This window comes from Enterobacter cloacae complex sp. ECNIH7, assembly GCF_002208095.1.
Taxonomy (GTDB): Bacteria; Pseudomonadota; Gammaproteobacteria; order Enterobacterales; family Enterobacteriaceae; genus Enterobacter; species Enterobacter cloacae_M.
In genome coordinates this window covers 3,467,611-3,480,675 of the sequence record NZ_CP017990.1, presented here as the reverse complement: position 1 = coordinate 3,480,675, position 13,065 = coordinate 3,467,611, and the positions used below count along the sequence as shown (strand labels likewise).

Genomic DNA, 13,065 nt, shown 5'->3' with positions numbered 1-13,065 from the left:
AGCGCTAGCGCCACCGGGCTTTTTAACATTACTGCTGCTGCGAAGACTGGATCGCGGTCAGAGCGATGGTATAGACGATATCGTCTACCAGCGCGCCACGAGACAGGTCGTTCACAGGTTTGCGCATGCCCTGCAGCATTGGCCCGATGGAGATCAGGTCTGCTGAACGCTGCACCGCTTTATAGGTGGTGTTACCGGTGTTCAGATCCGGGAAGATGAACACGGTAGCGCGACCTGCAACCGGCGAGTTCGGCGCTTTGGATTTCGCAACGTCGGCCATCACGGCGGCGTCGTACTGCAGCGGACCGTCGATCATCAGGTCAGGGCGTTTTTCCTGCGCCAGACGGGTCGCTTCACGCACTTTCTCTACGTCGCTACCAGCACCAGAGGTACCGGTGGAGTAGGAGAGCATCGCTACGCGCGGTTCGATACCGAAGGCAATCGCGGAGTCCGCGGACTGGATAGCGATTTCTGCCAGCTGCTCTGCGGTTGGATCCGGGTTGATCGCGCAGTCACCATAAACGTAAACCTGTTCAGGCAGCAGCATGAAGAACACGGAAGAAACCAGAGAGCTGCCCGGTGCAGTTTTGATCAGCTGCAGCGGTGGGCGGATGGTGTTCGCCGTGGTGTGAACCGCACCGGAAACCAGACCGTCAACTTCGTCCTGCTCCAGCATCAGCGTGCCCAGCACCACGTTGTCTTCCAGCTGTTCGCGCGCAACGGCTTCGGTCATGCCCTTGCTCTTACGCAGCTCAACCAGACGGGCAACGTAGCTTTCGCGAACCACTTCCGGGTCAACGATTTCGATGCCAGCGCCCAGCTCAACGCCCTGAGAGGCCGCTACGCGGGTGATCTCATCCGGGTTACCCAGCAGAACGCAGGTCGCGATGCCGCGCTCTGCACAGATAGCAGCTGCTTTAACGGTACGTGGTTCGTCGCCTTCTGGCAGAACAACGCGTTTGCCCGCTTTACGCGCCAGCTCGGTCAGCTGATAACGGAATGCTGGAGGAGACAGGCGGCGGCTGCGCTCGGAGGTTGCAGTCAGGGATTCGATCCAGTCTGCGTTGATGTAGCCCGCAACGTATTCCTGAACTTTCTCGATACGCTCGTGGTCATCAACCGGCACTTCCAGGTTGAAGCTCTGCAGGCTCAGGGAGGTCTGCCAGGTGTTGGTGTTCACCATGAAGACCGGCAGGCCGGTAGCGAACGCGCGTTCGCACAGCTTGCTGACGCGTGGGTCCATCTCGTAGGCACCGGTCAGCAGGATCGCACCGATTTCCACGCCGTTCATCGCTGCCAGGCAGGCGGCAACCAGCACGTCAGGACGATCTGCGGAGGTCACCAGCAGGGAACCAGCGCGGAAGTGTTCCAGCATGTGCGGAATGCTGCGCGCACAGAAGGTTACGGACTTCACGCGGCGGGTGTTGATGTCGCCTTCGTTAACGATAGTGGCGTTCAGGTGACGCGCCATATCGATTGCACGAGTGGCAATCAGATCGAAGCTCCATGGCACCGCGCCCAGAACCGGAAGCGGGCTGGATTCCTGCAGCTTAGCCGGGTCAACTTTGATGACTTTCGCTTTGGAAGAGTCATCGAAGATCTCGGACAGGTCAGGGCGAGTACGGCCCTGCTCATCCACCGGTGCGTTCAGCTTGTTCACGATCACGCCGGTGATGTTAGTGTTTTTCGCGCCGCCGAAGCTGCTGCGCGTCAGTTCGATACGCTCGTTCAGCTGCTCTGGGGTGTCGGTGCCCTGAGACATCACGAAAACGATCTCTGCGTTCAGGGTTTTCGCGATTTCAAAGTTCAGAGACTGGGCAAACTGGTGTTTGCGCGTCGGGACCAGACCTTCAACCATCACCACTTCCGCGTCTTGCGCGTTAGCATGGTAGTTGGCGATGATCTCTTCCATCAGCACGTCTTTCTGGTTGCTGGACAGCAGAGATTCAACGTGGCTCATCTTCAGCGGTTCAGCCGCTGGCAGATTGGAGTTCTTGCGAACGATGGTGGTGGTCTGGTCTGGCGCATCGCCACCGGCACGTGGCTGGGCAATTGGCTTAAAGACGCTCAGACGAACGCCTTTGCGTTCCATAGCACGGATAACGCCAAGGCTGACGCTGGTCAGGCCGACGCTGGTTCCGGTAGGGATCAGCATAATAGTACGGGACACGGTTTATCCTCTTTCGTTACCGCCGCAATTGGGCGGGTTACAAAACAGCACCGCCAGCATTGCTGGCGGTGTGGAATCAGGCAGTCAGGCGGTGCGCGTCTTGCGCAATGACCAGTTCTTCGTTAGTTGGGATAACGAGAGCAGGGCGGGTGCCTTCTTTGTTGATGAAGCCAGACTTGCCGAAGCGGGCAGCCAGGTTACGCTCGTGATCAACGTCGAAGCCCAGAACGCCCAGTTTGCCCAGGGACAGTTCACGAACCATTGCCGCGTTCTCACCGATACCACCGGTGAAGATAACCGCGTCCAGACGGCCTTCCATCAGCGCAGTGTAAGAGCCGATGTACTTCGCCAGACGGTGGCAGTAAACGTCCATTGCACGTTTAGCGTCTTCTTTCTCTGCGTAGTTGTCTTCAACGTAACGGCAGTCGCTGGTGACTTCGGTCAGACCCAGCAGGCCAGACTCTTTAGTCAGCATTTTGTTGATCTGGTCAACGCTCATGCCCAGGGTGTCGTGCAGGTGGAAGATGATCGCCGGGTCGATGTCACCGGAACGAGTACCCATCACCAGACCTTCCAGCGGGGTCAGACCCATGGAAGTATCAACACATTTACCGTTGCGGATAGCGGAAACAGAACCACCGTTGCCCAGGTGGCAGGTGATGATGTTCAGTTCTTCAACCGGCTTGTTCAGAACTTTTGCGGCTTCCTGAGTCACATAGAAGTGGCTGGTGCCGTGCGCGCCGTAGCGACGTACGCCGTGTTCTTTGTACAGGCTGTATGGCAGGGCATAGAGGTAAGACTCTTCCGGCATGGTCTGATGGAACGCGGTGTCGAATACGGCCACGTTTTTGTCTTTCAGATTCGGGAAGGATTTCAGCGCTTCAGCGATACCGATCAGGTGAGCCGGGTTGTGCAGCGGTGCGAAGGACGCAGAGTCCTTGATGCCCTGGATCACAGATTCGTCGATGACGACGGAGCTGGTGTATTTTTCGCCGCCGTGGACGATACGGTGACCAATCGCAGTCAGCTGAGCAGACAGTTCTGGTTTTTGTGCCAGAATAGTGTTAACGATAAAGTTCAGCGCTTCACTGTGAGCGGCGCCTGCACCTAAAGCCGCTTCTTGTTTGCTGCCGTCCATCTTCCACTTGATACGTGCTTCAGGCAGATGGAAACATTCGGCCAAACCAGAGAGGTATTCGTCACCGTTGAGCGCATCGATGATGGCGAATTTCAGTGAGGAGCTACCGCAGTTCAGAACCAGTACTAACTTACTCGACATGGAAGTACCTATTATTGATACGTGGCTAAAAAAACGTCAGTGAGTCTAACAGCGTAACGCATGATGACTCAGACATTTATGATTAACATCATGCCAAACGAACATTGTGGCATGATGGAAGAAATAACTATGATTTTATGCCATTTTGCACAATTTTCAGCCAATGGCATAATGTGCAATAATTTGACGAGTTAATGATTCTCGTCTAAGGCCCTATCAGGCTGGCACAGGATACCCGATACGGGGTAGAGATGACAAAATATTTTGAACGTTGTCATAGCTTGTTGTGGTTTTGCACGAAAATTTTAATTTTTATATGTGAAGTTGAGGTACAGCCATGTCGACACCAGAGAACCCGTCCGTAAATTTCTTTAGTCTGTTTCGTCGGGGACAGCATTACGCAAAGACGTGGCCGATGGAAAAGCGCCTTGCGCCGATGTTCATTGAGAATCGCACCATTCGCGCCACGCGCTATGCGATTCGCTTTATGCCGCCAGTCGCTGTCTTTACGCTGTGCTGGCAGATTGCGTTGGGCGGCCAGCTTGGCCCTGCCGTCGCGACGGCGCTCTTCGCATTAAGCCTGCCGATGCAGGGCCTGTGGTGGTTAGGTAAACGCTCCATCACGCCACTTCCCCCATCTATTTTACACTGGTTTTATGAAGTGCGCGGAAAACTGGAGGAGGCCGGGCAGGCGCTCGCCCCGGTTGAAGGCAAGCCGGACTACCAGGCGCTGGCGGACACCTTAAAGCGCGCTTTTAAGCAACTGGATAAAACATTCCTCGATGACTTGTGATTGATCATCGAAACGACGACGAAAAGAAGGCACAGTAACAATCAGTTACCGTGTCTTTTTTTTAAAGTGCAATGCGCTACAGGAGTCGAAAGATGGAAATGACCCATGCTCAACGTCTGATTTTGTCTAACCAGTACAAGATGATGACTATGCTTGATCCCGATAACGCTGCGCGCTACAGCCGCCTGCAAACCATCGTCGAACGCGGTTTTGGTTTGCAAATGCGCGAACTGGACCGCGAGTTTGGCGAGCTGAAAGAAGAAACCTGTCGCATCGTGATCGACATTATGGAGATGTATCACGCTCTGCACGTCTCCTGGACGAATCTCAAAGATCAGCAGTCCATTGACGAGCGCCGCGTGACTTTCTTAGGCTTTGATGCCGCAACGGAAGCGCGTTATCTGAGCTATGTTCGCTTTATGGTGAATACAGAAGGGCGTTATACCCACTTTGACGCGGGCACCCACGGCTTCAACGCGCAGACCCCAATGTGGGAAAAATATCAGCGTATGCTAAGCGCGTGGCACGCCTGCCCGCGTCAGTACCATTTAAGCAGCAACGAAATTCAACAAATCATTAACGCCTGACGGAGGTGCGTGTGCAGTGTAGAGGTTTTCTGTTTGATCTGGACGGTACGCTGGTGGATTCGCTGCCGGTTGTGGAGCGTTCGTGGTGCCATTGGGCTGACCGACATGGCATCGACCATCAGGACGTGCTGAATTTTATCCATGGCAAACAGGCCATCACCTCGCTACGGCACTTCCTGGCCGGACGCTCTGAGGACGAAATTCAGGCGGAGTTCAAATACCTGGAACACATTGAAGCCACGGATACGGACGGCATCACAGCCTTACCGGGCGCGCGCGAATTGCTTGAGCATCTGAACGAGGCGCAGATCCCGTGGGCTATCGTCACCTCTGGCTCCATTCCCGTCGCCCACGCCCGTCATAAGGCGGCAGGTTTACCGAAGCCGGAAGTGTTTATCACTGCGGAGCGCGTAAAGCGCGGTAAACCGGAGCCCGACGCGTTTTTACTGGGCGCTGAACTGCTGGGCCTAGCGCCCGCAGAGTGCGTGGTGGTGGAAGATGCGGCCGCTGGCGTACTGGCCGGGCTGAACGCCGGAAGCCACGTTATCGCCGTTAACGTTCCGGCGGGATCTCCCCGCCTGGAGGAGGCAGACTTTGTGCTGGATTCACTGACGGCGCTGGCTGTTTCGAAAGCCTCTGACGGGGTTGTAACCGTCTCGCTAAAAATGTAATCACATGATATAGCCCCACATTGCTGGGGCTTTTTTATGGCAAAATTCCTCATCTCCCACTGACAAGGACATGTTGTGAACGGTGAACTGATTTGGGTCCTGAGCCTGCTTTTAATCGCCATCCTTCTTTTTGCAACGGGCAAGGCACGCATGGACGCCGTCGCCTTGTTTGTCATCGTCGCGTTTGTGCTGAGCGGTACGCTCACGCTGCCGGAAGCCTTCTCCGGGTTTAGCGATCCCAACGTTATCCTGATTGCCGCCCTGTTTATTATCGGTGATGGGCTGGTGCGTACCGGCGTGGCAACCATCATGGGGTCGTGGCTGGTCAAGGTGGCGGGCAGCAGCGAAACCAAAATGCTGATCTACCTTATGGTGACAGTCGCCGGGCTGGGGGCGTTTATGAGCTCAACGGGCGTGGTCGCCATCTTTATCCCGGTGGTGCTGAGCGTCTCCATGCGGATGCAGATCTCGCCGTCGCGTCTGATGATGCCCCTGAGTTTTGCCGGTTTGATCAGCGGCATGATGACGCTGGTGGCAACGCCGCCGAACCTGGTCGTCAACAGCGAGCTTATCCGGGAAGGATTCCAGGGCTTCAGTTTTTTCAGCGTCACCCCGCTCGGGCTGGTCATTCTGGTGTTGGGCGTGGTCTACATGCTGCTGACCCGGTTTGCCCTGAAAGGTGAAAAACAGGACAAAAATAAAGAAGGGTGGAAGCGACGCACCTTCCGCGATCTGATTAAAGAGTATCGTCTCACCGGGCGCGCGCGCCGTCTGGCTATTCGCCCCGGCTCGCCGATGGTGGGACAGCGTCTTGACGACCTGAAGCTGCGTGAGCGCTATGGCGCGAACGTGATCGGCGTAGAGCGCTGGCGTCGTTTTCGCCGGGTGATTGTCAACGTTAACGGGGTGTCGGAATTCCGCGCGCGGGACGTCCTGCTGATTGATATGTCGACCGCTGACGTGGATCTGCGCGAGTTTTGCAGCGAACAGCTGCTGGAACCGATGGTGCTGCGCGGGGAGTATTTCTCCGATCAGGCGCTGGATGTCGGCATGGCCGAAGTATCGCTGATCCCGGAGTCGGAACTGCTGGGCAAAACCGTGCGGGAAATGGGATTCCGAACCCGCTATGGCCTGAATGTCGTGGGGCTGAAGCGCGATGGCGTGGCGATGGAAGGGGCTGTGGTGGATGAGCCGATCCTGCTGGGCGATATCTTCCTGGTTGTCGGTAACTGGAAGCTGATAAGCCAGCTCGGGCAAAAAGGGCGCGATTTTGTGGTGCTCAACATGCCTGTCGAGGAGAGCGACGCCTCCCCGGCGCACAGCCAGGCGCCCCACGCGATTTTTTGTCTGGTGCTGATGGTGGCGCTGATGCTGACCGATGAAATTCCCAATCCGGTCGCGGCAATTATCGCCTGCCTGTTGATGGGGAAATTCCGCTGCATTGACGCCGAAAGCGCGTATAAAGCTATTCACTGGCCGAGCATTATCCTCATTGTCGGGATGATGCCTTTTGCCCTGGCGCTGCAAAAAACCGGCGGGGTGGATCTGATCGTTAGAGGCTTAATGGATGTTGGGGGCGGGTATGGGCCGTACATGATGCTGGTCTGTCTGTTTATCATGTGCGCCACCATCGGTCTGTTTATCTCCAACACCGCGACGGCGGTGCTGATGGCGCCGATTGCGCTGGCGATGGCCAAATCCATGGGCGTGTCGCCGTATCCCTTTGCGATGATGGTCGCAATGGCGGCCTCCGCGGCGTTTATGACGCCAGTTTCTTCACCGGTGAATACGCTGGTGCTGGGGCCCGGGAATTATAGGTTCAGTGATTTCGTGAAGCTGGGCGTGCCGTTCACCGTGCTGGTGATGGTGGTGTGCGTGGTATTGATACCGGTTCTGTTCCCGTTCTGATAATTTTGCCGGGCGGCGGCTGCGCCTTACCCGGCCAACAACCCGTAGGCCCTGCAAGCGCAGCGCTGCGGGGCAAACAGATTACAACGGTGAATCCTGGCTGATCTCATCCAGAGACAGATGGAAGCTCGGCACAAACACCTGCATAAAATAGTCCATCTCTTCGCTGCGGCGGGATTCCAGCGTTTTTTCCAGACGCGTTTTCGCCAGTAAAAATTCGTTATTCCCTGCAGACAGCTCTTCCAGGCACTTCAGGTAGGCGCAGAGCGCGTCGGCCTGTTTGACCAGCGACTTTTCATCTTCCGTGTACTGATGCTCATCGATGAGTGGCTCAAAGATGTCGCGCAACTCGTCCGGCACCATGTCAATCAGCTTCTGCTGGGCAATCTTTTCGATGGCCTTGTATTCCTGCGCAATCTGCGAGTTGAAATATTTCACCGGCGTAGGCAGGTCGCCGGTCAGCACTTCTGACGCATCGTGGTACATCGCCAGCAGGGCAATGCGCTCTGGATTGACCTGACCGTTGAATTTGCGGTTTTTAATGGCGGCCAGCGCGTGAGCGACCATCGCAACCTGCAGACTGTGCTCTGAGACATTTTCCGTGCGGACATTGCGCATCAGCGGCCAGCGGTTGATGAGTTTCAGGCGGGAGAGGTGGGCAAAGAAATGACTCTGACTCATAGGTTACCTTTTGTCTTCACTGCGACAGGCGTTCATTGTGCGGGGAGGGGAGGGAAGATGCAAATCAGGCTACCGAAGTAGCCTGATTTTAAGATTACTGATGGTATCCGGAGAGGAAGCGCCCGAAGCGGCTGATGGCCATTTCGAGATCGTCTTCGCGCGGCAGCGTCACGATGCGCACGTGATCAGGCCACGGCCAGTTAAACGCCGTACCCTGAACCAGCAGCACTTTTTCCTGCAGCAGGAAATCGAGCACCATTTTCTGGTCGTCGTGAATATTAAAGCGCTTCGCGTCAATTTTCGGGAACATATAGAGCGCGCCATTCGGCTTCACGCAGGAGACGCCCGGGATATCGTTGATCAGCTCCCACGCGCGGTTGCGCTGTTCATACAGGCGACCACCGGGAACGATGAACTCGCTAATGCTCTGATAGCCGCCGAGCGCCGTCTGGATCGCGTGCTGCGCCGGAACGTTGGCACATAAACGCATGGAAGCCAGCATCTCCAGCCCTTCAATATAGCCTTTGGCGTGCTTTTTCGGACCGTTCAGTACCATCCAGCCCTGGCGGAAACCGGCCACGCGGTAGGTTTTAGACAGGCCGTTAAAGGTGACGGTCAGCAGGTCCGGAGCCAGCGCAGCGATTGAGTGGTGCTGTGCCGCGTCGTACAGGATCTTGTCGTAGATTTCGTCGGCAAAGATGATCAGGTTGTGCTGGCGGGCGAGCTCGACGATCTCCATCAGCAGCTCTTTTGAGTACACTGCGCCCGTTGGGTTGTTCGGGTTAATGATCACGATGCCGCGCGTGCGGGGCGTAATTTTCGCGCGAATATCATCGAGGTCCGGGAACCAGTCGGAGGACTCGTCGCACAGATAGTGCACGGCTTTACCGCTCGACAGTGATACGGCAGCCGTCCACAGCGGATAGTCCGGCGCGGGCACCAGCATTTCGTCCCCGCTGTTCAGCAGCGCCTGCATCGCCTGCACGATCAGTTCGGAAACGCCGTTGCCGATATAGATATCTTCAACGGTAACATCACGCATACCGCGTGCCTGGTAATGCTGCATGATGGCTTTACGTGCGGAGTAAAGTCCTTTTGAATCGCAATAGCCTTGTGCAGTAGGAAGGTTGCGGATCACATCAACCAGAATTTCATCCGGCGCTTCAAAACCAAATGGCGCAGGGTTACCAATGTTGAGTTTCAGAACCTTGTTGCCTTCCTCTTCAAGGCGTTTTGCCTCTTTCAGAACCGGGCCGCGGATGTCATAACAGACGTTATCTAGCTTGCTGGATTTTTCGATAGGGGACATGAACCTTTAACCTTTTCGCTATTATTGCCGCTCCCTGCCGTGGAAGTCAGCACGGAATAATGTACTCCCCCCTCGCTTCGTTTTGAAGGGTGTGCAGTAGAAGATTTTGTGCCGGAAGCAAAATTTTGATAAATCTTTTTCGCTGTGCGTTAGCTTTTTTACTGTCTTAAAGTTGTGCGCATAGCACGATGACAGGTTAAACGTGCTATTCATTTGTCAAAATTCTGTATATTGTGCTGGGAAAAATAAGTGGTGAACCTGACAAGGGTAGCAATCACCCTGCGTGACTTTTCGTAAAACCTGAATGCTTGATACATGTTCCTGTAAAAGCATAATGTGGCTAAAAGTTACTCATGTGAAATTAATGTTAAGTGCCATTAATGAATGGTCTTAATCTAAATTAAAATTTATTTATTATTAACCTATAAAATGCAACTTTAGTTAATTTTAATAAAATTAGTTTAGAAGCTTAACATTCTTCTTTAATCCTCAATATTGCAATAAGACTTATAAATAAAGTGGATTTGGGTTAAGATGTCTTTCAGGAAAGCAGAGGACAGATGCAAGAATTTTGTATATCTGGCACTGACTTTTCGAATTAATTGATTGTTATTGTTGGAGTTATCTCTGGCTGGAATGTGTCGCACATCTCCTGCTACGTTGACAGCGCTGCGATAAAGATGGCAGAAAAGGTGTTATACCTTTAATGTAATTTACATAAACCTGCGAACATCTAAATATCCTGAACGTTTAAGAGAATAAAAATAACGTCATGAAACGTGCTTTCTGACTGTTGATATAAAGCAGCACAATAACTATCTGTCAGGCAGTCTGCCGGGCCGGGATGCGAGGGAAAACCTTCAGAGGGAATTGCTTAACTGTTACACACAGCTTCAACCCGGGCAGCTCCGCACGAGCAACCTGAAAGTGAATAGATATGATAAATGCAAATCGTCCGATAATGAATCTCGACCTCGATCTGCTGAGAACGTTTGTTGCGGTCGCCGATCTCAACACTTTTGCAGCAGCTGCTGCCGCCGTTTGCCGAACTCAGTCCGCCGTTAGCCAGCAAATGCAGCGGCTGGAGCAGCTGGTCGGTAAAGAGCTTTTTGCACGTCACGGACGTAATAAGCTCTTAACGGAACACGGTATTCAGCTACTGGGTTATGCCAGGAAAATTCTTCGCTTTAATGATGAAGCATGTATGTCATTAATGTTTAGCAACCTTCAAGGAGTGCTAACGTTAGGCGCATCTGATGAGTCAGCGGATACTATATTGCCGTTTCTTCTCAATCGTATTAGTTCGGTTTATCCGAAGCTTGCGCTTGACGTTAGCGTAAAACGTAACGCCTTTATGATTGAGATGTTAAATGAGCATAAAGTCGACCTGGTGGTGACGACGCATCGTCCCGGGCAGTTTGATTGCCTGACGCTGCGCACATCGCCTACGCACTGGTATTGTGCAGCCGAGTATGTGCTGCAAAAAGGGGAGCCGGTTCCGCTGGTCTTGCTTGATGACCCGAGCCCGTTCCGCGATATGGTGCTCACGGCGCTGAATGAGGCCAACATTCCGTGGCGTCTGGCGTATGTGGCTTCCACGCTGCCAGCGGTTCGTGCCGCCGTGAAGGCCGGTCTGGGCGTAACGGCCCGTCCGGTAGAGATGATGAGCCCCGATCTGCGCGTCCTGGGGAAATCCGATGGTCTTCCTGCGCTGCCGGATACGGAGTATCTGCTCTGCCACAATTCGTCCAGCCATAATGAGTTGGCCAAAGTGGTGTTCGAGGCGATGGAAAATTACCATAACCCGTGGCAGTTCGAGCGCGTTACCTCCGAAGGGGGGGATGACTCCCTGATCGTCGAAGGGGATTTTGAGTGATCGATAGCTCAATATTCTGGTAACAAAATGTAAGTGTAAAAAACAGCCACTCGTGTGATTTTCACATGCAGTGGCTTTTTTTACGCAATAATACCCGCTTATGGCGCAAGGGTTTTCAGGGGACTCTCTTATTTATCAATAAGCTGAATGCTTTTGCTTAAAACTTGTCCGTTTTCCGTTCTAACTTCGCCCATATCCCTCTCATGTTAAAAAAACAGGAAATATGTTGCCGTTTTCTATGTTGAATTAACAAAAGCGTGTCGCAGATCAAGAAAATACTCCTATTTGGGGGGAGGAATCGTTGGCAAATCCTGTCAAAATAGGAGGGTTATTTTTTTTACTTCCGAAACGGACACGATTCAACAACATACATTTGACGGAAAGTCATGCACCCACCAGGGTTAAAGGGCACCAAATGTTAATGAGAATCGCTCGATGTAATTTAATGTGAAGAAACCTTTGTTAAAGTTGACAATAGGTTATAGAAAGGAGTAAAAAACCCCATCATTTTGCTGTCTACGTCTCATTTCTGACAGTTAGTGTAAGGTTATTTGTTCCTCCCCATGAATCGATGTGATGCCCATCTGCCAGCAAGAGCAGTGTCGTTGGTATCACTTTTGATGAGTAAGCAATGAGTATGTCAACATCCACAGAAGTCATCGCTCATCACTGGGCATTCGCAATCTTTCTTATTGTAGCCATTGGCCTGTGCTGCCTGATGTTAGTCGGCGGCTGGTTCCTGGGCGGTCGCGCCCGTGCAAGGCACAAAAACACACCTTTCGAATCAGGTATTGATTCAGTAGGTTCCGCTCGCTTACGCCTGTCTGCCAAGTTCTATCTGGTAGCCATGTTCTTCGTCATCTTCGACGTGGAAGCGCTTTACCTTTTCGCATGGTCAACGTCCATCCGCGAAAGTGGTTGGGTGGGCTTTGTCGAGGCCGCAATTTTCATTTTAGTGCTACTGGCCGGTCTGGTTTATCTGGTGCGTATTGGCGCGCTTGACTGGACGCCTGCGCGTTCACGTCGTGAACACATCAACCCGGAAAACAGTATCTCTAATCGTCAGCAGTAACAGCGAGGCAATAAGATGGATTATACGCTCACCCGCATAGATCCTAACGGTGAGAATGACCGTTACCCCCTGCAAAAACAGGAGATCGTAACCGACCCCCTGGAGCAAGAAGTCAATAAAAGCGTGTACATGGGCAAGCTCGAACATGCCATGCACGATATGGTCAACTGGGGTCGTAAGAACTCCATCTGGCCTTACAACTTTGGCCTTTCTTGCTGCTACGTTGAAATGGTGACGTCATTCACTGCGGTGCATGACGTTGCGCGTTTTGGGGCCGAGGTACTCCGTGCTTCCCCGCGTCAGGCTGACCTGATGGTGGTAGCCGGTACGTGCTTTACCAAGATGGCACCTGTTATTCAGCGTCTTTATGACCAGATGCTGGAGCCAAAATGGGTTATCTCCATGGGCGCATGTGCAAACTCTGGCGGTATGTACGACATTTATTCCGTCGTGCAGGGCGTAGATAAATTTATCCCAGTGGATGTGTACATCCCGGGTTGTCCGCCACGTCCGGAAGCTTACATGCAGGCGCTGATGCTGCTGCAGGAATCTATCGGTAAAGAACGTCGCCCACTGTCGTGGGTTGTTGGCGATCAGGGTGTGTATCGCGCGAACATGCAGTCTGAGCGCGAGCGTAAACGTGGTGAACGTATTGCCGTCACCAACCTGCGTACGCCTGACGAAATTTAATTTGCGCCTGTAGGCCTGGAGAACACCTT

Annotated in this window: 11 protein-coding genes; 7 read left to right on the top strand and 4 right to left on the bottom strand. The window is 53.3% G+C overall.

What is annotated here, in order from left to right; all coding sequences use genetic code 11:
- Positions 1-28 precede the first annotated feature (28 nt).
- Positions 29-2,170: a phosphate acetyltransferase gene (gene pta / locus WM95_RS17100; RefSeq protein WP_088544893.1), complete on the bottom strand. Its 2,142-nt coding sequence runs from the start codon at positions 2,168-2,170 to the stop codon at positions 29-31.
- A gap of 76 nt (positions 2,171-2,246) precedes the next feature.
- Positions 2,247-3,449, bottom strand: a complete 1,203-nt coding sequence (gene ackA / locus WM95_RS17095; protein ID WP_023312544.1) for an acetate kinase — start codon at positions 3,447-3,449, stop codon at positions 2,247-2,249.
- A 337-nt stretch (positions 3,450-3,786) separates the two neighbouring features.
- On the opposite strand from ackA, the gene yfbV reads away from it, so the two are divergent.
- The 4 genes from yfbV to WM95_RS17075 all read left to right on the top strand — a co-directional run bounded on the left by yfbV (position 3,787) and on the right by WM95_RS17075 (position 7,408).
- The gene (gene yfbV, locus WM95_RS17090) at positions 3,787-4,242 is read left to right on the top strand and encodes a terminus macrodomain insulation protein YfbV (RefSeq protein ID WP_023312543.1); all 456 of its coding nucleotides are present in this window, start codon (positions 3,787-3,789) and stop codon (positions 4,240-4,242) included.
- 92 nt (positions 4,243-4,334) lie between these two features.
- Positions 4,335-4,829 carry a YfbU family protein gene (locus WM95_RS17085; protein ID WP_023312542.1) on the top strand — a complete coding sequence of 165 codons (495 nt, stop codon included), beginning with the start codon at positions 4,335-4,337 and terminating at the stop codon, positions 4,827-4,829.
- 11 nt (positions 4,830-4,840) lie between these two features.
- A complete protein-coding gene (locus tag WM95_RS17080) occupies positions 4,841-5,500 on the top strand; it encodes a sugar phosphatase (protein WP_045402709.1) in 660 nt (219 codons plus the stop codon).
- A gap of 75 nt (positions 5,501-5,575) precedes the next feature.
- Positions 5,576-7,408, top strand: coding sequence for an SLC13 family permease (locus WM95_RS17075; protein ID WP_063409252.1), 1,833 nt, complete (start codon positions 5,576-5,578; stop codon positions 7,406-7,408).
- Between the two features lie 81 nt (positions 7,409-7,489).
- Here the strand turns inward: WM95_RS17075 and yfbR are convergent, their stop codons facing one another.
- Both yfbR and alaA read right to left on the bottom strand, forming a co-directional pair.
- Positions 7,490-8,089: a 5'-deoxynucleotidase gene (gene yfbR / locus WM95_RS17070; RefSeq protein ID WP_023312539.1), complete on the bottom strand. Its 600-nt coding sequence runs from the start codon at positions 8,087-8,089 to the stop codon at positions 7,490-7,492.
- A gap of 94 nt (positions 8,090-8,183) precedes the next feature.
- Entirely contained in the window at positions 8,184-9,398 is a 1,215-nt protein-coding gene (gene alaA, locus WM95_RS17065; RefSeq protein ID WP_008500204.1) for an alanine transaminase AlaA, read from the bottom strand.
- A 937-nt stretch (positions 9,399-10,335) separates the two neighbouring features.
- On the opposite strand from alaA, the gene lrhA reads away from it, so the two are divergent.
- The 3 genes from lrhA (at position 10,336) to nuoB (ending at position 13,036) form a co-directional block, all read left to right on the top strand.
- Complete coding sequence (gene lrhA, locus WM95_RS17060; protein ID WP_063409251.1) at positions 10,336-11,274, top strand: transcriptional regulator LrhA; 939 nt, start codon at positions 10,336-10,338, stop codon at positions 11,272-11,274.
- 631 nt (positions 11,275-11,905) lie between these two features.
- The gene (gene nuoA, locus WM95_RS17055) at positions 11,906-12,346 is read left to right on the top strand and encodes an NADH-quinone oxidoreductase subunit NuoA (RefSeq protein WP_014171000.1); all 441 of its coding nucleotides are present in this window, start codon (positions 11,906-11,908) and stop codon (positions 12,344-12,346) included.
- A gap of 15 nt (positions 12,347-12,361) precedes the next feature.
- Positions 12,362-13,036 (top strand): NADH-quinone oxidoreductase subunit NuoB, encoded by a 675-nt coding sequence (nuoB, locus tag WM95_RS17050; protein WP_003861482.1) that lies wholly within the window; start codon positions 12,362-12,364, stop codon positions 13,034-13,036.
- Positions 13,037-13,065: the final 29 nt, after the last annotated feature.